The organism is Amycolatopsis sp. NPDC049252, assembly GCF_043197175.1.
GTDB lineage: Bacteria > Actinomycetota > Actinomycetes > Mycobacteriales > Pseudonocardiaceae > Amycolatopsis.
Window position 1 is genome coordinate 77,226 of the sequence record NZ_JBICSQ010000019.1, and the last position, 18,921, is coordinate 96,146.

The 18,921-nt window shown below is 72.2% G+C and carries 23 protein-coding genes; 12 read left to right on the forward strand and 11 right to left on the reverse strand.

Features of this window, described 5'->3' with window-relative positions; genetic code table 11:
• Positions 1-96 precede the first annotated feature (96 nt).
• The gene (locus ACGFMK_RS22045; protein ID WP_392766049.1) at positions 97-1,002 is read right to left on the reverse strand and encodes a phosphatase PAP2 family protein; all 906 of its coding nucleotides are present in this window, start codon (positions 1,000-1,002) and stop codon (positions 97-99) included.
• A gap of 110 nt (positions 1,003-1,112) precedes the next feature.
• On the opposite strand from ACGFMK_RS22045, the gene ACGFMK_RS22050 reads away from it, so the two are divergent.
• The 3 genes from ACGFMK_RS22050 (at position 1,113) to ACGFMK_RS22060 (ending at position 3,693) form a co-directional block, all read left to right on the forward strand.
• Positions 1,113-1,802: a response regulator gene (locus ACGFMK_RS22050; protein WP_392766054.1), complete on the forward strand. Its 690-nt coding sequence runs from the start codon at positions 1,113-1,115 to the stop codon at positions 1,800-1,802.
• A gap of 65 nt (positions 1,803-1,867) precedes the next feature.
• Positions 1,868-3,208 carry an ATP-binding protein gene (locus ACGFMK_RS22055; protein WP_392766190.1) on the forward strand — a complete coding sequence of 447 codons (1,341 nt, stop codon included), beginning with the start codon at positions 1,868-1,870 and terminating at the stop codon, positions 3,206-3,208.
• Complete coding sequence (locus tag ACGFMK_RS22060) at positions 3,205-3,693, forward strand: hypothetical protein (protein WP_392766057.1); 489 nt, start codon at positions 3,205-3,207, stop codon at positions 3,691-3,693. The genes ACGFMK_RS22055 and ACGFMK_RS22060 overlap by 4 nt, the downstream gene beginning before the upstream one ends.
• Before the next feature lie 50 nt (positions 3,694-3,743).
• On the opposite strand, the gene ACGFMK_RS22065 is transcribed toward ACGFMK_RS22060, so the two are convergent.
• Positions 3,744-4,334, reverse strand: coding sequence for an NADPH-dependent FMN reductase (locus ACGFMK_RS22065; RefSeq protein ID WP_392766060.1), 591 nt, complete (start codon positions 4,332-4,334; stop codon positions 3,744-3,746).
• 98 nt (positions 4,335-4,432) lie between these two features.
• Between ACGFMK_RS22065 and soxR the strand changes: the two genes are divergently transcribed.
• Positions 4,433-4,912 (forward strand): redox-sensitive transcriptional activator SoxR, encoded by a 480-nt coding sequence (gene soxR, locus ACGFMK_RS22070; protein WP_392766063.1) that lies wholly within the window; start codon positions 4,433-4,435, stop codon positions 4,910-4,912.
• Here the strand turns inward: soxR and ACGFMK_RS22075 are convergent.
• The 3 genes from ACGFMK_RS22075 to ACGFMK_RS22085 all read right to left on the reverse strand — a co-directional run bounded on the left by ACGFMK_RS22075 (position 4,900) and on the right by ACGFMK_RS22085 (position 6,910).
• Positions 4,900-5,415 (reverse strand): DUF664 domain-containing protein, encoded by a 516-nt coding sequence (locus ACGFMK_RS22075; RefSeq protein WP_392766193.1) that lies wholly within the window; start codon positions 5,413-5,415, stop codon positions 4,900-4,902. The two genes, soxR and ACGFMK_RS22075, sit on opposite strands and share 13 nt — an antisense overlap.
• Before the next feature lie 74 nt (positions 5,416-5,489).
• Positions 5,490-6,119 carry a hypothetical protein gene (locus ACGFMK_RS22080; RefSeq protein ID WP_392766065.1) on the reverse strand — a complete coding sequence of 210 codons (630 nt, stop codon included), beginning with the start codon at positions 6,117-6,119 and terminating at the stop codon, positions 5,490-5,492.
• A gap of 2 nt (positions 6,120-6,121) precedes the next feature.
• Positions 6,122-6,910 (reverse strand): hypothetical protein, encoded by a 789-nt coding sequence (locus tag ACGFMK_RS22085; RefSeq protein ID WP_392766068.1) that lies wholly within the window; start codon positions 6,908-6,910, stop codon positions 6,122-6,124.
• Between the two features lie 256 nt (positions 6,911-7,166).
• Between ACGFMK_RS22085 and ACGFMK_RS22090 the strand changes: the two genes are divergently transcribed.
• Positions 7,167-7,907, forward strand: coding sequence for an SDR family oxidoreductase (locus tag ACGFMK_RS22090; protein WP_392766071.1), 741 nt, complete (start codon positions 7,167-7,169; stop codon positions 7,905-7,907).
• 29 nt (positions 7,908-7,936) lie between these two features.
• Positions 7,937-8,830 carry an SDR family oxidoreductase gene (locus ACGFMK_RS22095; RefSeq protein WP_392766073.1) on the forward strand — a complete coding sequence of 298 codons (894 nt, stop codon included), beginning with the start codon at positions 7,937-7,939 and terminating at the stop codon, positions 8,828-8,830.
• Here ACGFMK_RS22095 and ACGFMK_RS22100 read toward each other — a convergent pair.
• Complete coding sequence (locus ACGFMK_RS22100) at positions 8,811-9,251, reverse strand: DUF6314 family protein (protein WP_392766076.1); 441 nt, start codon at positions 9,249-9,251, stop codon at positions 8,811-8,813. The genes ACGFMK_RS22095 and ACGFMK_RS22100 overlap by 20 nt on opposite strands.
• Positions 9,252-9,333: 82 nt before the next feature.
• Between ACGFMK_RS22100 and recQ the strand changes: the two genes are divergently transcribed.
• Positions 9,334-11,172, forward strand: a complete 1,839-nt coding sequence (gene recQ, locus ACGFMK_RS22105; RefSeq protein WP_392766079.1) for a DNA helicase RecQ — start codon at positions 9,334-9,336, stop codon at positions 11,170-11,172.
• A 1-nt stretch (position 11,173) separates the two neighbouring features.
• Here recQ and ACGFMK_RS22110 read toward each other — a convergent pair whose 3' ends face one another.
• From ACGFMK_RS22110 to ACGFMK_RS22120, 3 genes are all read right to left on the reverse strand, one after another.
• The gene (locus tag ACGFMK_RS22110) at positions 11,174-11,398 is read right to left on the reverse strand and encodes an antitoxin (RefSeq protein ID WP_392766082.1); all 225 of its coding nucleotides are present in this window, start codon (positions 11,396-11,398) and stop codon (positions 11,174-11,176) included.
• A gap of 377 nt (positions 11,399-11,775) precedes the next feature.
• Positions 11,776-12,111: an ArsR/SmtB family transcription factor gene (locus ACGFMK_RS22115; RefSeq protein ID WP_392766085.1), complete on the reverse strand. Its 336-nt coding sequence runs from the start codon at positions 12,109-12,111 to the stop codon at positions 11,776-11,778.
• Positions 12,108-12,563, reverse strand: a complete 456-nt coding sequence (locus tag ACGFMK_RS22120; protein WP_392766088.1) for an SRPBCC family protein — start codon at positions 12,561-12,563, stop codon at positions 12,108-12,110. The genes ACGFMK_RS22115 and ACGFMK_RS22120 overlap by 4 nt, the downstream gene beginning before the upstream one ends.
• A 132-nt stretch (positions 12,564-12,695) precedes the next feature.
• Between ACGFMK_RS22120 and add the strand changes: the two genes are divergently transcribed.
• Positions 12,696-13,670 (forward strand): adenosine deaminase, encoded by a 975-nt coding sequence (add, locus tag ACGFMK_RS22125; protein WP_392766091.1) that lies wholly within the window; start codon positions 12,696-12,698, stop codon positions 13,668-13,670.
• Here add and ACGFMK_RS22130 read toward each other — a convergent pair.
• Both ACGFMK_RS22130 and ACGFMK_RS22135 read right to left on the reverse strand, forming a co-directional pair.
• Positions 13,648-15,009 carry a VWA domain-containing protein gene (locus ACGFMK_RS22130; protein ID WP_392766093.1) on the reverse strand — a complete coding sequence of 454 codons (1,362 nt, stop codon included), beginning with the start codon at positions 15,007-15,009 and terminating at the stop codon, positions 13,648-13,650. The genes add and ACGFMK_RS22130 overlap by 23 nt on opposite strands.
• Complete coding sequence (locus ACGFMK_RS22135; protein WP_323331340.1) at positions 15,006-15,887, reverse strand: MoxR family ATPase; 882 nt, start codon at positions 15,885-15,887, stop codon at positions 15,006-15,008. The genes ACGFMK_RS22130 and ACGFMK_RS22135 overlap by 4 nt, the downstream gene beginning before the upstream one ends.
• 78 nt (positions 15,888-15,965) lie before the next feature.
• Here ACGFMK_RS22135 and mgrA point away from each other — a divergent pair, with 78 nt between their 5' ends.
• The 4 genes from mgrA (at position 15,966) to ACGFMK_RS22155 (ending at position 18,908) form a co-directional block, all read left to right on the forward strand.
• Positions 15,966-16,994 (forward strand): L-glyceraldehyde 3-phosphate reductase, encoded by a 1,029-nt coding sequence (gene mgrA, locus ACGFMK_RS22140; protein WP_392766097.1) that lies wholly within the window; start codon positions 15,966-15,968, stop codon positions 16,992-16,994.
• Between the two features lie 89 nt (positions 16,995-17,083).
• Entirely contained in the window at positions 17,084-17,782 is a 699-nt protein-coding gene (locus ACGFMK_RS22145; protein WP_392766100.1) for a TetR/AcrR family transcriptional regulator, read from the forward strand.
• The gene (locus tag ACGFMK_RS22150) at positions 17,764-18,633 is read left to right on the forward strand and encodes a TIGR03564 family F420-dependent LLM class oxidoreductase (RefSeq protein ID WP_392766103.1); all 870 of its coding nucleotides are present in this window, start codon (positions 17,764-17,766) and stop codon (positions 18,631-18,633) included. The genes ACGFMK_RS22145 and ACGFMK_RS22150 overlap by 19 nt, the downstream gene beginning before the upstream one ends.
• On the forward strand, positions 18,630-18,908 hold the full coding sequence (locus tag ACGFMK_RS22155; RefSeq protein ID WP_392766106.1) for a cyclic-phosphate processing receiver domain-containing protein: 279 nt from the start codon (positions 18,630-18,632) through the stop codon (positions 18,906-18,908). Before ACGFMK_RS22150 ends, ACGFMK_RS22155 begins: the two co-directional genes overlap by 4 nt.
• Positions 18,909-18,921: the final 13 nt, after the last annotated feature.

Sequence of the window (18,921 nt, forward strand, 5' to 3'; positions counted from 1 at the left end):
GGCCAATCACACGAGATGCCTCTCCAGACACACACGATGCTCCAGCAGCACAGGCGCACAAGATCCGAAACCACCCGGCGCACCGAACCAGAACCGTCAGCGGCGCAGAAGCCGACGAACCCGTCCCTCGGCCGGGTCGAAGGTGACCCGGCGCAACGGCCCGGTCAGCAGCACTACCACCACCATCGCGGCCAGCGCCGCCATCACCATCGCCGCGACGAACTGGGCCGCGCCGGAGGTCGCCGTCGCCAGTACCGCGTAGCCCGCCAGTACCAGCGCGAGCGGGGCCGACAATCCGATCAGCACCGGGACCAGCGGCACGCGGTCACCGTCGGGGCGGCGGGCGGACACCACCGCCGCCCCGGCGCAGGTGACCGCGGCGACCAGGAGACAGCCGCCGACGGTGTCGCTCAGCCGGTGCCAGCCCAGCGCCACGGCCGCGGCCGAGACCCAGGCGACGCCGAGCCCGCCGGCCAGCAGGACCTGGGGGCGGAACCGGCGGGGCAGAACGATCGCGAGCGCCACCAGCACGGCCATCGCCGCGCTGACGTGCCCGCTGGGAAAGCTGTTGTGGCTCGCCACCCCGAACCGGTCACCGGTGAGGGGCCGGTCCAGGACGTACAGCTTGAGCAGCTGCGCCACCACCAGCGGGGCCGCGAGCAGCACCAGGGCCGTCACGCCGAGCGCGAACCGGCGCCGCACCAGGGAGATCACCACGAGCAGCACCGCCACCCCGCCGAGCGCGACCACCAGGTCCAGGTCGCGCAGCGGGGCCGCCCAGGCCACCGTCGCGCCCGCGGACTGGGCGCTGTGGACGACGCCGTTCTCGACGCCGCGGCCGGCTTCGGTGCGGACGAAGAGCAGGTAGGCCGCGACGAAGGCGAGGGCGAACCCGGCCGCGCCCGCGACGAGCACGGCGGTGCGGGACGCGGCCCGCGTCACGAGCGCGTGACGGGCGGAACCGCTGGTGGTCGTGGGTGCCTCGGAGAAGATCACTGCCATGTCTCCGAGTCTGGAGCCGGCATTTCGAGATCCCGTCAGCACGATGTCATGGTTTTGCTACAAGATCGGCCCGGGTCGCCACGACGTGCGCTTTTCCGAATAATGGCGCCGTGGCCGAGGTACTGGTGGTAGAAGACGACGCGGCGGTGCGGGAAGGACTGGAACTGGCCCTGCGCCGGCAGGGACACGTCGTGCACACCGCGGAATCCGGCGAGGCCGGCATCGAGCTGCTCGTGCTCCGCAGACCCGACATCGTCGTGCTCGACCTGATGCTCCCCGGCATGGACGGCTTCGAAACCTGCCGCCGGATGCGGGCGTCGGGGCCGATCCCGATCGTCATGCTCACCGCGCGCAGCGACGACTTCGACATCGTCGCCGGGCTGGAGGCCGGCGCGGACGACTACGTGGTCAAGCCGGTCGAGCCCCGGGTGCTGGACGCGCGGATCCGCGCCGTGCTGCGCCGCGCGGTCAGCGAACGGCCTGCCGAACAGCCCGAACCCGAGGAGCGCCACGGCGACCTGGTGATCGACCGGGCCGGGCTCGAGGTGACGAAGGGCGGCACGCCCGTCTCGCTGACCCCGACCGAGCTGAAGCTGCTGCTGGAGCTGTCCCGCACGCCCGGGCAGGTGTACAGCCGCCAGCAGATCCTCACCGCGGTGTGGGACCACGACTACCTCGGCGACTCGCGCCTGGTCGACGCCTGCGTGCAGCGGCTGCGCGCGAAGATCGAGGACGTGCCCGCCAAGCCCGAGCACGTGCAGACCGTCCGCGGGTTCGGCTACCGGTTCGGCCGGTCGTGACGTCGCGGATCCGGGCGTGGCTCGCCGGGCTGAGACCCCGGCTGGTCGCGTCCTTCGCCGTCATCATGATCATCGGCGCCACCGCGGCGGCGGGCGCCAGCTACGTCTCCGCGCGCAACGCCATCCTGGGCGGCTTCCAGGACCAGACGATGCTGAACCTGCGCGACCAGATCGCCGCGTACCTGCCGACCGTGACCCTGCCGCCGACCCAGGCGACGCTCGACGCGTTCGGCACGGCGCTCAAGTCCAGCAACGCCGTCGTCGTCTACCACGGCATGCGCTCGAGCGTGGGCATCGATCCGCGCAGCGTGCCCGCCGGCCTGCGCCAGGCCGTGGCCGCCAGCACCAGGATCCAGTTCCAGCGGGTCGACGACCAGGGCTACCCGCAGTTCTTCGTCGGGATCCCCGTGCAGACCGGGACGGCCGGCCGGGTGAGCGGCATCGAGGTCTACACGATGGCGACGCTGACCCAGCAGCAGGCCTCGATCGACGCGCTGTCCACCACGGCCTGGCAGACCTCGGCACTCGCGCTCCCGTTCGCGGTGGTGCTGGCGCTGCTCGCCGCGCGCCAGGTGCTGCGGCCGGTGCGCGCGCTGAACAAGGCAGCCGGGGAGCTCGGCCGGGGCAAGCTGGACGTGCGGCTGCGCGTCACCGGGTCCGACGAGCTGGCCCAGCTGGTCACGACGTTCAACAACACCGCCGCGGAGCTGGAGCGCACGGTCGGCACGCTGCGCACCATGGAGGCCGACGCGCGCCGGTTCGTCGCCGACGTTTCGCACGAGCTGCGCACCCCGCTGGCCGCGATGAACGCCGTCACCGACGTCCTCGACGAGGACGCCGAGCAGCTGCCGCCGGACACCGCGGTCGCGGCGCGGCTGGTGTCGGCGGAGACGCGGCGGCTGACCCGGCTGGTGCAGGACCTGATCGAGATCTCCCGGTTCGACGCCGGGCGCGCGGAGCTGCGACGGGAGGAGCTGGACGTCGCCGCCGCGGTCACCGACAGCCTGGCCGCGCGGGGCTGGGCACCCGGCGCCGACGTGGCCGCCGACCTGCCCCCCGGCGTCACAGCACGGCTCGACCGGCGTCGGCTCGACATCGTCGTCGCGAACCTGGTCGGCAACGCCCTGCGCCACGGCGCGCCGCCGGTCGAGGTGCTCCTTCGGGCGGCGGGCGGTGACGTCGTCCTCACCGTCACCGACCACGGGCCGGGCATCCCCGAAGCGATGCTCTCGCAGGTGTTCGACCGCTTCACCAAGGCCGACACGGCACGCGCCCGGTCGGAGGGCAGCGGGCTCGGGCTGTCCATCGCGCGGGAGAACGCGCGGCTGCACGGCGGGAACATCGTCGCCGCCAACACCGGCGCCGGCGCCCGGTTCGAGCTGCGCCTGCCCCGGGAGGCGTGGTGAAGAAGCTCCTCGTCCTGGCCGCGGTGCTCCTGGTGAGCGCGTGCGGGGTCAAGCCGACGCCGGTGGTCGCCGCCGGGCCCGCGCCGACGCTGCGGAACCCCGCGGCCGACGGCCGCGGCGGCGACCTGGTCCTCTACTTCGTCCTCGACGGGCGGGTGGCGCCGGTGTCGCGGACGACCGGCGCCCCGGCGAGCGTCACCACGGCGTTGACGACCCTGCTCCGCGGCCCGTCCTCCGCCGAGTCGTCCGACGGGTACGCGACCATGCTCCCGCCGGAGTCCGGGCCGATCGGGCTGAGTCCCGGGTCCCCGACGGTGATCACCTTCTCGTTCCCGCTGAAACGGCTGACGCCGATCGCGACCAACCAGCTGGTCTGCACGGCGCTCGCGGCGCTGGCCGCCGAAGGCAGCTACGTCGACGGCGGCGCCCTCTCGCTCGGCGGGTCGGACGTCCAGCTCCCGTCGCAGACCTGTCAGGCCTTCTGAACGTCCCCGGCGAGCACGACGACCTGCCCGCCCTTCCGCACGCCGGTGGCTCAGCTCGGATAAGGCCGGGCCGCGCGGGCCTCGGCCAGTGAGCGCGCCCACCACTCGAGCTGGTCCAGCAGCGCCTTCGCCGCGACGGCCGCGCCTTCGCCGGTCGGGACGCCGTCGGCGCCGAACCGCGTGTGCGCGCCGTGGAAGCTGACCGTCTCGCGGATGGTGACCGCGTGCAGCTCGGCGAAGACCGCCCGCAGGTGCTCGACCGCGCGCAGGCCACCGGAGATCCCGCCGTACGAGACGAATCCGACCGGCTTGGCGGCCCATTCGCCCCGGTGCCAGTCGATGGCGTTCTTGAGCGAGGCCGGATAACTGTGGTTGTACTCCGGGGTGACCACGACGAACGCGTCGGCCGCCTCGAGCCGCGGCGTCACCTTCGCGACCTCGGCGACGACCTTCGCCGCGGGCACCGTCCCGAACGCCGGCATCGCCAGCGGCAGGTCGGGTTCCGCGAGATCGACGACCTCGACGTCGAACCCGCCGTGGTCGCGCGCGACGCCGGCCAGCCAGTCCGCCACCACCGGGCCGAACCGTCCTTCGCGGACACTTCCCACGATCACCGCGACCCGTACGGGGGCTTCGGACACGCGTCCTCCTTGACACAGCGGCGTTGTCACCGTCCGGGCCAGGATGGGACTTCAAGCTCGCTTGAAGTCAAGCGCGTGGCTGTGGTTGGCTGGAGCGCATGGTGAACGCCACGGCCAGGAAGCTGCCCGACCTCACCGTCGGCGAACTGTCCCGGCGCAGCGGAGTGCCCGCGTCGGCTCTGCGGTTCTACGAGGACGAGGGGCTCATCCGCAGCCGGCGCACCGCCGGCAACCAGCGCCGCTACTGCCGCGACGCGCTGCGGCGGGTGACCTTCATCCGGATGTCCCAGCGGGTCGGGATGCCGCTGTCGGCGATCCGTGAGGTGCTCGCCCTGCTGCCCGACGACCGCACCCCCACGCGCGCCGACTGGGCTCGCATCTCCCGCTGCTGGCAAGAGGACCTGAACGCGCGGATCCGCCAGATGGAACAGCTGCGCGACCAGCTCGGCGACTGCATCGGCTGCGGCTGCATGTCCCTGTCGAAGTGCCGGCTCGCCAACCCCGGCGACCGGCTGGGCGCCGAAGGTCCGGGGCCGCAACGGCTCCCGGACCACCGCGGTGACGGCTACGCGGACTGACGCTCCAGCACCCCTCGGACGAACAGGGCCTGCCCGGCGTGCTGGATGTCGTCGTCGATCACGCTGACCAGCCGTACGCCGAGCGTGACGGGCGGGTCCCAGGCCTCGTCGACGACCCGGTCGAGCGCCTGGCCGTCGAGCCCCTGGACGTACTTGAGGGTCTGCTCGTGCACCGCGTCGTAGTACCCGGTGAGCAGCTCGGCGTTGGCGACCCGGACCGCTTCGACGTCTTCCGGGCGGTGCCCGTAGCCGGTGTCGCCCGCCGGGAACGGCAGGCCGAACCGGGTGACCCAGTCCTGGCCGGTCCACACCTGCTCGACCCCGGCCACGTCGGCGACGTGGTCGTCCTGGACCCGGGTCAGGTGCCAGACGAGCCAGGCGATCGAGTTGGCCCCCTCGTCAAGGCGGGCCCCGAGCTGCTCGGCGGTGAGACCCTCCACCGCCGCGTGCACGGAGCCCTGGACCCTGCTGAAGCCGTCTGTGAGCAGATCGGCCACGTTCATCGGCTTGCCCTCCACGTTCGCGGACACCGGTGTGCCGGCGTGCCATCGATCATGCACGCCGGCACCGGTGGTGGCTAGCGGGGCAGCAGCTGGTCGAAGAACGAGCGGTACCGCCGCAGCGCGAGGCGCAGGTCCTCGGTGGCCGGCTCGCCGTGCCGCCACTGGCCTTCCAGCTCGCTCTTGTGCTCGGCGAACGTCGTGGCCAGCGCGCTGATCACGCCGGCGACCAGCTCGTCGGCCTCGCGGACCGCCTTCTGCGGGTCGTCGACGAACCCGACCTGAACGCTCTGCCAGCGATCGCGGAAACCGGTGACCTTCTCCTCGTCGATCAGCGGCTGCTCGTCGTCGCCGGTGTCGTTCGACGGCCGGGCAGACTGGGGAGCGGCACCGGTGTCCACTGTGTCCGTGGTGGCGCTGGTGTCGGCGTCGGCGTCCGTGGCGGTGCCGGTGTCCGTGACGGTGTCCGTGTCCGTGTCGACGGCGGTGTCTGTGTCGTCCGTGCCGTACGCCGGCCGGCTCGAGGCCGACGCCAGGTCGGCGGTGCTCAGGGCGTGGTCGCCTTCGTGCTCCCCGGCCACCGGCTCGCGGAAGTCCGCGCCGCCGTCGTGCTCGGGGAGCCCGCCGGTGTCGGTCTCGCGCACGTCACCCTCGTGGGCGAAGTCGTCATCGTGTTCGGCGCTGTGCCGGGTCAGGTGTTCGGTCATGGTCAGCGTCCTCCGTTCCACTCGGTCCGCGGCTGCGCGGCTGCTTCACGCTCGGGCAGTACGCCGTCGCGGTCTCGTACCTTGTCGCCGCGGACGTGCTCGCGGTCGTGCTCAGTGCTGTCGTGCGCGGCGCTCTCGTGCTCGGCGCGCTCGCTGTGGTCGTGACCGTTGGTGTGGTCGTGACCGTTGCGGCGGTCGTGGTGGTCCTCGTCGCGGCGGACGTCGTCAGTGCTGTGAGCGCTGTCGGTGCGGTCGGCGCCGTCCGAGCCGTCGGTCAGCAGGTCCTCGAACACGGTGCGGTAGTGCACCATCGCGTCGCGAAGCTCCTCAGTGGACGCTCCGCTGCGCTCGTGCTGCGTCGCGTGGGCGGCGCGGTAGTGCTCGAGCGTCTTGGCGTGCCGGACCGAAAGGTCGGACAGCTGCTGCTCGTAGCCTTCGGTCGGGTAGCCGCGCTCGGACATCAGGGCGACCAGGAGCTGGTCGGCCTCGGTGACCGCGCTGGACGGGTGGTCGACGAACTTTTCCTGTACCTGAGCCCATTCCCGGGTGTACCGCTCGCGCGCCGACGCCGAGAGGGGCCGGATGTCGAGCTCCTTGTGGCGGCGTTCCCGCTCGGCCAGTTCACGCTGGGCGGCCCGCGGGCTGTCCTTCTCCTCGACCGTCCGGTCGTACTCCGGTCCGAACCGCTGCTGCAGGCGTTTCCGCTGCATCTCCTGCGTCACCAGCCAGATCACGGCGCCGAGCACCGCGACGGCCACGACGACGATCACGACGATCAGCCATGTGGGCATCGCACAAAACTCCTTAAAGGATGTCGAGCTCCCCGATAGGCCAAGGGTTCCCGCCCGCAGAGCTCCGAAACCCGTTGGCACGCCCGGACTTCCGGATTCGGCCGTCCGGCGGTGCCGGTACCGCCGGATGCCGCCCAGCCCGGATGTAACGCCGATAACACAAGCCCACTAGCGCCGTTAACGCCATGGTGCTATCGTCGATAACAGCAAGACGGAAGCGGCGCTACTAGCGCCACCCGAGAGGAAGAAGGCACCGATGAGCACCACCGAACCCCGCGTCGCGATCGTCACCGGCGGCTCCCGTGGCATCGGCCGCCAGGTCGCCGAGCGCCTGGCCGCCGACGGCATGGCGGTCGTCGTCAACTACGCGGGCAACCAGGCCGAGGCCGACGCCGCCGTCGCGGCCGTCACCGGGCGCGGTGGCCAGGCGATCGCGGTCCGGGCCGACGTAGCCGACCTGGACGCGGTCGCGAACCTGTTCGACACGGCGGAGCGCACCTTCGGCGGCGTGGACGTCGTCGCCCACCTGGCCGGCGTGATGACCGCGCCGACGCCGATCGCGGACACCGACTTCGACGTCCTGGACCGGGTGCACCGCACCAACATCCGCGGCACGTTCGCCGTGGCCCAGCAAGCCGCGAAGCGGGTGCGCGACGGCGGCGCGGTGATCACGACCTCGACGTCCGTGCTCGGGCTGAACCTGCCCGGCTACGGCGTCTACAACGCCACCAAGGGCGCGGTCGAGGCGATCACCATGATCCTGGCGCGCGAGCTGCGCGGCCGCGACATCACCGTGAACACCGTCGCCCCCGGGCCGACCGCCACCGCGCTGTTCCTCGACGGCAAGGACCAGGAAACCATCGACCGGATGGCCAAGCAGCCGCCGCTCGAGCGCCTCGGGCAGCCCGAGGACATCGCCGAGGTCGTCGCGTTCCTCGCCGGCCCGGCCCGCTGGGTCAACGGCCAGGTGCTGCGCGCCAACGGCGGAATCGTCTGAGAAACCCCTGTCCCGGAAGGAAAGCAACCATGTCCAAGATCATCGTCGTCACCGGCGCCTCCAGCGGGATCGGCGCACTCTCCGCCCGGGCGCTGGCCCGCGCCGGCCACACCGTCTACGCGGGCATGCGCGCCACCGCCGGCCGCAACGCGCCGCAGGTCGAAGCCGCCGCCGCGTTCGCCCGCGAACACGACGTGGACCTGCGGTCGGTCGAGCTGGACGTCTCCAGCCAGGAATCGGCCGACGCCGCCATCGCGTCGATCGTCGACGAGCACGACCGGCTCGACGTCGTGGTGCACAACGCCGGGCACATGGTGCTCGGCCCGGCCGAGGCGTTCACCCCGGAGCAGTACGCGCAGCTGTACGACACGAACGTGATCGGCACCCAGCGCGTCAACCGCGCCGCCCTCCCCCACCTGCGGGCCCGGCGCGACGGGCTGCTGGTGTGGGTGTCGAGCAGCAGCGTCCGCGGCGGCACACCGCCGTACCTGGCGCCGTACTTCGCGGCGAAGGCGGCGATGGACAGCCTCGCCGTCTCCTACGCCGCCGAGGTGGCCCGCTTCGGCATCGACACCGCGATCATCGTGCCCGGCGCGTTCACCTCGGGCACCAACCACTTCCCGAACTCCGGGCACCCGGCCGACACGGACGTCGCGGCCGCCTACGAAGAGCGCTACGCGGGCCTGACCGACCACGTCGCCGGGAAGCTGGCCGAGATCACCCCGGCCGACGCCGACGTCGCGACGGTCGCCGAAGAGCTGGCGCGGGTCGTGGACCTGCCCAAGGGCGGGCGGCCGTTCCGGACGCACATCGACCCGTCCGACGACGGCGGCCGGCTGGTCGCGGAGGTCGGCGACCGGATCAGGAGCGAGTTCCTGCGCCGGATCGACCTGGCCGACCTGCTCAGCCCGGCGGCCGGCTGAACCGGGTGACGATCACGTGGTCCTTGGCCGGGCCGCGGACCGCCCACTCCTGCCGCCAGCGAAGCGCGTCCAGCACGCGGTAACTGCCGCGGTAGAGGTCGTCGCGGCAGGGGTGGTCGGTCCGCCAGTGCCCGGAGCGCAGGTCGAGCTCGTGGAAGAACCCGCCGTGGTCGAAATGGACGTCGGCGCGGCCGGGCGCGGCGGGCCGGTAGTGCAGCGTGCGCGTCACGGGGCCGGTGTAGCTGCCGAGGCGCATCTCGCCCTCCTCGCGGTAGACGAGCACGCCGCCCTCCTCGGTGAAGGTGGCGGTGCCGGTCACCTCGCCCGCCGGTTCACCGTCGGCCGTACGGATCTCGCGGTCGAGCCGCCAGTCGCCGGTGAAATACGCGGCCAGGTCGGTCACCGGGAAGTATTCGTCCATCCCCTCCAGTGTCGCACCGGCGCGGCGGCACGCCGGAGAGGGCGCACGGAACTTGTCGGACCCCCGCTCTAGACTCGGGCGGGTGGCAGAGACCGAGTTCGCGACCGTGTCCGACGCGCTGGAGACCCTCCGGCGCGTGTTCGGCTACGACAGCTTCCGCGGCGACCAAGCGGAGATCGTCGAGCACGTGATCGCCGGCGGCGACGCGCTCGTGCTGATGCCCACCGGTGGCGGGAAGTCGCTGTGCTACCAGATCCCGGCGCTGGTGCGGCCGGGCGTGGGCGTGGTGGTCTCGCCGCTGATCGCGCTGATGCAGGACCAGGTCGACGCGCTGCGCAACGCCGGGGTCCGGGCGGGTTTCCTCAACTCCACCCAGGACTACGCGGCGCGGCAGGAGGTCGAAACGGCGTTCCTGTCCGGCGAGCTCGACCTGCTCTACCTTGCGCCCGAACGGCTTTCGGTGGAATCCACCGTGCGGCTGCTCGACCGCGGCAAGATCTCGCTGTTCGCGATCGACGAAGCGCACTGCGTCGCCCAGTGGGGCCACGACTTCCGGCCCGACTACCTGCAGCTGTCCGCGCTGCACGAGCGCTGGCCCGACGTGCCGCGGATCGCGCTCACCGCGACCGCCACCGAGGCCACGCACAAGGAGATCGCGGCCCGGCTGAACCTCGACGAGGCGCGCCACTTCGTCGCGAGCTTCGACCGGCCCAACATCCAGTACCGGATCGTCGGCAAGAACTCGCCGCAGCGCCAGCTGCTGGAACTGCTGCAGACCGAGCACAAGGGGGACGCGGGGATCGTCTACTGCCTGTCCCGGAACTCGGTGGAGAAGACCGCGGAGTTCCTGGTGCAGAACGGGATCCCGGCGGTGCCCTACCACGCGGGGCTGGACGCGCGCGTGCGCGCGCGCCACCAGTCGCGGTTCCTGCGGGAAGACGGGCTGATCGTGGTCGCCACGATCGCGTTCGGGATGGGCATCGACAAACCGGACGTCCGGTTCGTCGCGCACCTCGACCTGCCCAAGTCCGTCGAGGGCTACTACCAGGAGACCGGGCGCGCGGGCCGTGACGGGCTGCCGTCGACGGCCTGGCTGGCCTACGGGCTGCAGGACGTGGTGCAGCAACGCAAGATGATCGACACGTCCGAGGGCGACGACGCGCACCGCCGGCGTCTCGGCGCGCACCTGAACGCGATGCTCGCGCTGTGCGAAACCGTCGAATGCCGCCGCGTGCAGATCCTCAACTACTTCGGGCAGAAGGCCGAGCCGTGCGGCAACTGCGACACGTGCCTGAACCCGCCGGAGAAGTGGGACGGCACGATCCCGGCGCAGAAGCTGCTGTCGACCATCGTGCGGCTGCGCAACGAACGGCGGCAGAAGTTCGGCGCCGGCCAGGTGATCGACATCCTGCTCGGCAAAACCACGCCGAAGGTCACGCAGTTCCAGCACGACACGCTGAAGACGTTCGGCATCGGCACCGAGCTGCGCGAGCCGGAGTGGCGCGCGGTGGTGCGGCAGCTGCTGGCCCAGGGCTGGCTCGCGGTCGAGGGTGACTACGGCTCGCTGGTGCTCACCGAGGCGAGCGCCGAGGTGCTGGGCGGTGACCGTGAGGTCATGCTGCGCCGCGAGCCCGAACGGGCGGCCGCGGCCAAGGCGGCGCGCGGCACCAGGAAAGCCGCCCCCGCGGTGGACATGCCCGCGGAGGCGGCCCCGCTGTTCGAACGGCTGCGGGCCTGGCGGGCCGGCGTCGCGAAGGAACAGGGCGTGCCGGCCTACGTCGTCTTCCACGACGCCACCCTGCGCCAGATCGCCACGCAACGGCCGTCGTCACTGGCGGACCTGGGCACGGTCAGCGGGGTCGGCGAGAACAAGCTCGCCAAGTACGGCGAAGGCGTGCTCGAGGCCCTGAGCGCCGGGTGACCTAGCGGGTGGCCGGGCCCGGCCCCGGCTGCGGCCGGCCGTCCGGCCCGGTCACCGAGCTGACCTTGCGGACGACGCCGGCGATCTGCTGGTGGTACTTGCCCTTGGTCTTGTCGTCGGCGAACTTGGCGGCCTTGCCGACGGCCTGGTTCACCTTCTCGGGGTTCTTCTTGGCGTAGGCGCGGGCGGCGCCGGCGGCCCCGGCGAGCACGGTGAGCTTGCGCATGAAAGCCACGGTGGTCCTCCCTCATCGGTAGCGGTCATCCTGACAACGCGGACGAACCCCCCAGAGGTTCCCCGTGTGACCGCCGCCAAACCCCCGGCCACCCGCCTTCCCTCGGCCGCGTTCGGCCCCGATCCCGCGTGACCGGCCCGTGACCAACGTGATAAGGCCCGGAACTCGCGAGTTCCGGCTTCAGTCACGCGAGTTCCGGGCCCGGTCACGCGAGTCCCGGCCCCAGTCACGCGAGTCCCGGCCCCAGTCACGCGAGTTCCGGCTTCAGTCACGCGAGTTCCGGGCCCGGTCACGCGAGTCCCGGCCCCAGTCACGCGAGTCCCGGCCCCAGTCACGCCCGTGGCGGCAGGCGGCCCGGCCCGTCGGCGTCAGTCCCGCTCGGCCTGTTCCGCCAGCCGCTTGATCGCCGTCAGCCGGGAGGACCACTGCGCCGCCACCTGGTTCATCCAGCGGGCCGTGGCCGCCAGGGCGTCCGGGCGGACCTGGTAGCGGCGCTCGCGGCCGTCGCGGCGGCCCTTCACCAGGCCCGCCCCGTCCAGCACCACCAGGTGTTTCACCACCGCCTGCCGGCTCACCGGGAGGTCGCCGGCCAGCTCCGTGGCCGTCGCGTCGCCCCGCTGGGACAGCAGTTCCAGCAGCCGGCGCCGGGTCGGGTCGGCCAGGGCCGAAAAGACGTCTTCGGCGGCAACGGGCTCCGTCGTCATACCGCCAGTTTCTCGGACAGCTCCCCGAGCTTCGCGACCACCGCCGTCCAGCCCTTCTCGTGGCTCTCGCGGGTGTCGTCCGGCGACGGGTTCGGCGACGGCGCCCGCGTCGTGAAGCCGCTCTCGACCACCTTCAGCCGCGTGCTGCCACCCTCCGCGGCCAGCGTGAACTCGACCAGCGTCGAGTTGGCCTCGTCGGCGACCACGCCCGGGAACCCGCTGGCCCAGCGGTACGACAACGCGCGCGGCGGGTCCAGCGAGACGATCTTGGTCGGGAACTGGCCGTGGTCGCCGTGGTCGAGCTGGATGATCCCGCCCGGCCGCAGGTCCACCGGCGCCGGCGTGCCGTCGCCGAACCACTGGCCGACGTACTCCGATTCGGTGAGCACCGCCCACACCCGCTCGATCGGCGCGTCGATCACGATCTCCTGCTCGACCTGGTCCTGGTTCATCGTTTCCCCTTGCTTCGGTTTCCGGTGCAACCACAGAGTTGCACGAGACAGCATCAGACGCAACCCCCTGGTTGCGTCTGACGCCGGAAAATTGCGAGCGCAGGCCCGGCCCCGGCACCTAGGCTCGCGATCATGCGCGACCTGGCCGCCCTGCCGAAGGCTCACCTGCACGTCCACCTCGAGAGCACGATCCGGCCGGGCACGCTCCGCGAACTCGGCGCGGCCAACGGCGTCGACGTCCCGGCCGAGCAGCCCGTCTTCGACGGCTTCCGCGCCTTCGCCGACTACAACGCGCTCATCCGGTCCTGCCTGCAGCAGCCGGAAGACTTCGAGCGGATCGCCCGCGAGTACTGCGCCGACGAAGCCGCGCAGGGCACGCGCTACGCCGAGATCACGTTCACCGCGGCCGCGCACGGGGAACGCCTGGGCGACCTCGACATGCCGCTCGCGTCCGTCCTCAAAGGACTCAAAGACGGTGGTGAGATCGAATGGCGCCTGCTGCTGGACCACTCCCGCCGCCGCTCGGTCGAACGCGCCGAGCGCACCCTCGACCTCGCGCTGAAGTACGACGACGTGTTCGCGATCGGCATGGCGGGCGAGGAAAACCACTCGCTCCGGCCGTTCGCGGCGCTCTTCGAGAAGGCCCGCGCGGCCGGGATCCACCTGCTGCACCACACCGGCGAGGACGCCGGGCCGGACAGCATCCGCGAAGCCCTCGAAGTCGGCCGGACCGAACGGCTCGGCCACGGCATCCGCGTCCTCGACGACCCTGAGCTGACCGCCGAGGTCCGCGACCGCGGGCTCGCGCTGGAGGTCTGCCCGTCGTCGAACGTCACGCTCGGCCTGGTGCCGTCGCTGCCCGAGCACCCGCTCCCCCGGCTGCTCGACGCGGGCCTGCGGGTCACCCTGAACACCGACGTCCCGTCGGTCACCGGCGCTCAGCTGGCCGGGGAATACGCCCGCGTACAACAGGCTTTCGGCTACGACGACGCGGTGATGGCGGACTTCGCACGAGCGGGCGTGCACGCTTCGTTCGCCCCCGAAGCGACGAAAACCCACCTGCTGCGGGACATCGACGCCTGGCTCACACCGGCAGCAAGCGGGTGACCAGCGTCGAAAGCTGGTGCACCGTGCGGCATTCGTGCATCTCCACGAGGTCGGCGTACTCCAGCGCCGCCGAGTCGCCCGTCGACCACAGGGACCGGCGCTCCGGGTTCAGCCAGTAGACGTGCCGGGCGCGGGACTTGATCGCGCGGACGGCGTCCAGGTTCGGGTCGCCGCCGTTGGTGCGGGCGTCGCCGAGGATCAGCACCGACGTGCGCGGGCCGACCGCGTCGAGCCAGTTCGCGGTGAACCCCGCCAGCGCGCCGCCGTAGTCGCTGTGCCCGTCCCAGCGCACCACCGCGGCTTCGGCGAGCATCCGCGCGCCGAGCTGCTCCGGGTCGGCGACGCCGGTGGTGACCAGGTGCGTGACCTCGTCGGTGCTGTCGACGAAGGCGAACACGCGGATCTTGCTGAACTGGTCGCGCAGCGCCTGCACCAGCAGCATGGTGAAGTTCGCGAACCCCGCCACCGAACCGGAAAGATCGCACAGCAGCACGATTTCCGGGCGCCCGGGCCGCCGGTGGCGGTAGGCCGGGCGCAGCGGCACGCCGCCGGTCGAGAGTGAGCGCCGGAGCGTGCGGCGCAGGTCGATCTGCCCGCGCGTCGTGCGCTTGCGGCGGGCCGCGAGGCGGGTCGCCAGCTTGCGGGACAGCGGCTGGATCGTGCGCCGCAGCTCGGCGAGCTGGCTGCGGCTGGCGATGAGGAAGTCGACGCGGTCGGCCGCGGGCGCGATGGCGTGCTTGGCGACGCGCTCCCGGCCGCGGACCTCGGCCGCGCGGCGGCGGGCCTCGGTGCGGACCCGGCCGCGGAAGCCTTCGACGCGGCGGCGGATCTCGTCGCGGTCGAGCCGGTCGGTGAACTCGCCGCGCGCGCCGCCCCCGCGCATCGCCGCGAGCACGCGGGCGATGAGCGTCTGCGGCTGGAGCCGGTCGAGCGTCTGGTGGGCCGAGAAGCCGCCACCCGGGCCGGACGCCGAGCCGTACTGGCCCAGCAGGTCGACGGCGAGCCCGGCCAGCTGCGCGAGCGCCTGCTCGTCACCGGCGGTGAGAGCCGCCGCGAGCTGCTCCCGCAGTTCTTCGAGGGTGGTTTCAGCGCGAGCCCGTTCGGGCGTGCCGATCCCGGCCGGGAAGTACAGGTCGAACGCGGCGTCGAACACCCCGCGCTGCCCGCCGCGGCGGACCAGGGCCGCGGCCAGGCCCTCGCGGACCAGCTCGCGGTCGTCGAACCCGAGGACCTCCAGCGCCGCGGCGGCGTCGACCGTCTCGGCGGGGCCGGCCGGGATGCCCTGCACCCGCAGTGCCTTCACGAACGACGCGAGTCGCTCCGGCACGCCGCCGGTCACGACGCGTCCAGGACCTGTTCGAGCTGGAGCCCGGCGCCGGCCTTGGTGATGTCGTCCTGGTGCTTGAGCACGACGCCGAGGCTCTCCCGCACCACCTGTTCGCTGAGCGTGGACGCACCGAGCGCGAGCAGCGTGCGCGCCCAGTCGATGGTCTCGGCGACCGACGGCAGCTTCCGCAGGTCCATCGCCCGCAGCGCGGCGATCACCCGGACGACCGAATCCGCGAGCGCGTCGTTGATGCCGGGCACCTTGAGCCGGACGATCTCGCGCTCCAGCTCCTCGTCCGGGAAGTCGATGTGCAGGAACAGGCAGCGGCGGCGCAGCGCCTCGGACAGCTCGCGGGTCGCGTTGGACGTCAGCACGGCGAACGGCGCGCGCGTGGCGGTGATCGTGCCCAGCTCCGGCACGGTCACCTGGAAGTCGCCGAGCACCTCCAGCAGCAGGCCCTCGACCTCCATGTCGGCCTTGTCGGTCTCGTCGATGAGCAGCACGGTCGGCTCGTCCGAGGAGATCGCGGTGAGCAGCGGGCGACGCAGCAGGAACTCCTCGCCGAAGATGTCGGTGCGGGCCTCTTCCCACGTCTCGTCGCGGCCGGCGGTGATCCGCAGCAGCTGCTTCGCGTGGTTCCACTCGTACAGCGCGCGGGCCTCGTCGATGCCCTCGTAGCACTGCAGGCGCACCAGCCGCGAGCCGCTGACCTGGGCGACGGCCTTGGCCAGCTCGGTCTTGCCGACGCCGGCGGGGCCTTCGACGAGCAGCGGCTTGCCGAGCTGGTCGGCGAGGAACACCGTGGTCGCCACCGCCGTCGACGCCAGGTAGCCGGCCTCGGCCAGTTTCGCCGACACGTCGTCGACGGAGGTGAAGAATCCGGTGCCCACCGATGGCCTCCTAAGCGCTCGCTCACCCCGGACTGTACCGGACCGCCGGGTCCGTCCCGGACGGTTAGCATCGGCCGCGTGACCTACGTTGCGGCTTCCGGCCGATACGAATCGATCCCTTACCGGCGCTGCGGGCGGTCCGGGCTGAAGCTGCCCGCGATCTCGCTCGGGCTGTGGCACAACTTCGGCCACGACAAGCCCCTGCAGACCCAGCGCGACATCACCCGCCGCGCCTTCGACCTCGGCATCACGCACTTCGACCTGGCCAACAACTACGGCCCGCCCTACGGCTCGGCCGAGGAGAACTTCGGGCGGCTGCTGGCCACCGACTTCAAGCCCTACCGCGACGAGCTGGTGATCTCCAGCAAGGCCGGCTACGACATGTGGCCCGGCCCGTACGGCGAGTGGGGCTCCCGCAAGTACCTGCTGTCGTCGCTGGACCAGTCGCTCGGCCGGCTGGGCCTGGACTACGTCGACATCTTCTACTCCCACCGGTTCGACCCCGAGACGCCGCTGGAGGAGACGGTCGGCGCGCTCGACAGCGCCGTCCGCGCCGGGAAAGCGCTGTACGTCGGGATTTCCTCGTACAACTCGGAGCGGACCGCCGAGGCGGCGCGGCTGCTGCGGGAGCTCGGCACACCGCTGCTGATCCACCAGCCGTCGTACTCGATGCTGAACCGCTGGATCGAGGAGGACGGCCTCCTCGACACCCTGGACGAGGTGGGCGCGGGCTGCATCGCGTTCTCGCCGCTGGCCCAGGGCCTGCTGACGGACAAGTACCTGACCGGCGTCCCGGCGGACTCGCGCGCCGCGCAGGGCAAGTCCCTCGACCCGGACACCCTCGACGACGACCGCCTGGGCCGCGTCCGCGCCCTCAACGAGATCGCCGGCCGCCGCGGGCAGTCGCTGGCCCAGCTCGCGCTGGCCTGGGCGCTGCGCGACCACCGCGTGACGTCGGTGCTGATCGGCGCGAGCAGCGTCAAGCAGCTCGAGGACAACGTCGGCGCGCTCGGCAACCTCGACTTCAGCTCCGAGGAGCTGACCGAAATCGACGGCCACGCGACCGACGCGGACATCAACCTGTGGAAGCGGTCTTCGGACGGCTGACCTGCCCGGGACGGCGGGGTGCCTGCGCGCCTCGCCGTTTCCCGGCCCGACGTTTGACCAGATTTCGTATTTGGTCATACGATGGCTTCGTGCCCCCTGCCGAAGACCGCGCCGAACGAGCCGAGCGGATCCTCGACGCCGCCGCCGAGCTGCTGCTGCGCGCCGGGTACCGCCGCACCACGATCGAGGACGTCGCCGAGCGGGCCGTCACCGGCAAGGGGACCGTCTACCTGCATTGGAAGAACCGCGAAGAGCTCTTCCTGGCCGTGCTGCTGCGGGAGTCCGTGCGCGCCATCGAAGACCTCGTCCGGGCCATGGAGGCCGACCCGCTCGCCACCCGGCTCGCCACGCTCACCCGGATCCAGTACACGAACGTGCTGGCCCACCCCCTGCTGCGCGCCGGGCACGCCGACGACGCCGGCACGCTCGGCAAGCTCCTGCCGAAGCTGCACGACCAGCTGGACCCACGGCACGACGAGGCCTTCGTCGAGTACCTCGAACTGCTGGCGGCCCACGACCTGCTCCGCACCGACCGGCCGGCCGGCGAGCTCGCGATCGCCTACCGGGCGGTGCTGCACGGCTTCCTCGTCGGCAACCCCCCGCCGGAGCCCGCGTTGATCGCCGACACCGTCGCCCACGCCTTCGAGCCGTTGGCCGTCTCGACGACGCAGCTGCGTGCCGTCGCGCCGCGGGCCATCGCGCTGTTCAGCGAATCCGTCGCGCTCGACCGGAAGCGGCTCGAGCGGGCTTACCAGAACCGGGGACACAGATGCGCACCGGAATCCTGATCGACGAACTCGGCGTCGGCTTCGACGCCATGACCACGCAAGCGCGCGAAGCGGCGAAGCTCGGCTACCAGACCCTTTGGCTGGCGCAGCGCGGCGGCTGGGACGCGCTCACGGCGTTGCCGGCGCTCGCCGCCGCGGCGCCCGGGATCGAGCTGGGCACGTGCGTCGTGCCCACCTACCCGCGGCACCCGATCACGATGGCCGCGCAGGCGCTGACCGTGCAGGCCGCCACCGGGGTGCCGGTCCACCTCGGTGTCGGGCTGAGCCACCGCCACATCGTCGAGCACGAGTTCGGCTACTCCTACGACCGCCCGCTGCGGCACCTGCGCGAGTACCTGGAGGCGCTGAACCCGGTGCTGCGCGGGGAAACGGCGGACGTCCACGGCGAGACGCTCACCGCGGCGGGCGGGGTCAACGCCCCGGGCGCCGGGCGGCCGTCCCTGCTGGTCGGCTCGGTGAGCCCGAAGTCGACCCGGCTGGCCGGCGACCTGGCCGACGGCGTGATCACGACCTGGGCGGGCCCGCGGGCGATCGGCGAGTTCGTGGCGCCGTCGCTGGGTGCGGAGTCGCGCGTCGTCTCCGGGCAGCTGATCTGCGTCACGTCCGAAGTGGACGAACGCCGCGCCTGGGTCGAGGAGACGTACGGCGCGGCCGCGAGCGTCCCGGCGTACCGCGCGATCCTGGACCGCGACGGCTACGCCCGGGCCTCCGACAGCGCGATCATCGGCGACGAGGAAACCGTGCGGCGCCAGGTGAAGGCGCTCGAAGACGCGGGTGCGACCGAGCTGCTGGTGATGCCCTTCGGCCCGGCCGGGGACCAGGCCCGCACCCGCGAGCTGCTGGCCTCGTGAGCCGCCTCTGGGTCGACGACCTCCGCCCCGCGCCGCCCGGCTGGACCTGGGCGAAGACGAGCGCGGAAGCGATCGAGCTGCTGGCCGGAGGCGAGTTCGCCGCGATCTCGCTGGACCACGACCTCGGTGGCGACGACACGACCCGCCCGGTCGTGCGCTGGCTGTGCGAGCACGACCGCTGGCCGGCGGTGGTGCACGTCCACACGGCGAATCCCGTCGGCCGCGAGTGGCTGACCGGGATGGCGCGGCGCTACGGCCCCGGCGTCCGCCCCTGACTTCGCGCCCCGC

Excerpts from the sequence above, each read along its gene's own strand:
- ACGFMK_RS22045 (WP_392766049.1), bottom strand. The coding sequence starts at position 1,002 with ATGGCAGTGATCTTCTCCGAGGCACCCACGACCACCAGCGGTTCCGCC.
- ACGFMK_RS22055 (WP_392766190.1), top strand. The coding sequence starts at position 1,868 with ATGATCATCGGCGCCACCGCGGCGGCGGGCGCCAGCTACGTCTCCGCG.
- soxR (WP_392766063.1), top strand. The coding sequence starts at position 4,433 with ATGGTGAACGCCACGGCCAGGAAGCTGCCCGACCTCACCGTCGGCGAA.
- ACGFMK_RS22075 (WP_392766193.1), bottom strand. The coding sequence starts at position 5,415 with ATGAACGTGGCCGATCTGCTCACAGACGGCTTCAGCAGGGTCCAGGGC.
- ACGFMK_RS22080 (WP_392766065.1), bottom strand. The coding sequence starts at position 6,119 with ATGACCGAACACCTGACCCGGCACAGCGCCGAACACGATGACGACTTC.
- ACGFMK_RS22085 (WP_392766068.1), bottom strand. The coding sequence starts at position 6,910 with ATGCCCACATGGCTGATCGTCGTGATCGTCGTCGTGGCCGTCGCGGTG.
- ACGFMK_RS22090 (WP_392766071.1), top strand. The coding sequence starts at position 7,167 with ATGAGCACCACCGAACCCCGCGTCGCGATCGTCACCGGCGGCTCCCGT.
- ACGFMK_RS22095 (WP_392766073.1), top strand. The coding sequence starts at position 7,937 with ATGTCCAAGATCATCGTCGTCACCGGCGCCTCCAGCGGGATCGGCGCA.
- ACGFMK_RS22100 (WP_392766076.1), bottom strand. The coding sequence starts at position 9,251 with ATGGACGAATACTTCCCGGTGACCGACCTGGCCGCGTATTTCACCGGC.
- ACGFMK_RS22110 (WP_392766082.1), bottom strand. The coding sequence starts at position 11,398 with ATGCGCAAGCTCACCGTGCTCGCCGGGGCCGCCGGCGCCGCCCGCGCC.
- ACGFMK_RS22115 (WP_392766085.1), bottom strand. The coding sequence starts at position 12,111 with ATGACGACGGAGCCCGTTGCCGCCGAAGACGTCTTTTCGGCCCTGGCC.
- ACGFMK_RS22120 (WP_392766088.1), bottom strand. The coding sequence starts at position 12,563 with ATGAACCAGGACCAGGTCGAGCAGGAGATCGTGATCGACGCGCCGATC.
- add (WP_392766091.1), top strand. The coding sequence starts at position 12,696 with ATGCGCGACCTGGCCGCCCTGCCGAAGGCTCACCTGCACGTCCACCTC.
- ACGFMK_RS22150 (WP_392766103.1), top strand. The coding sequence starts at position 17,764 with ATGCGCACCGGAATCCTGATCGACGAACTCGGCGTCGGCTTCGACGCC.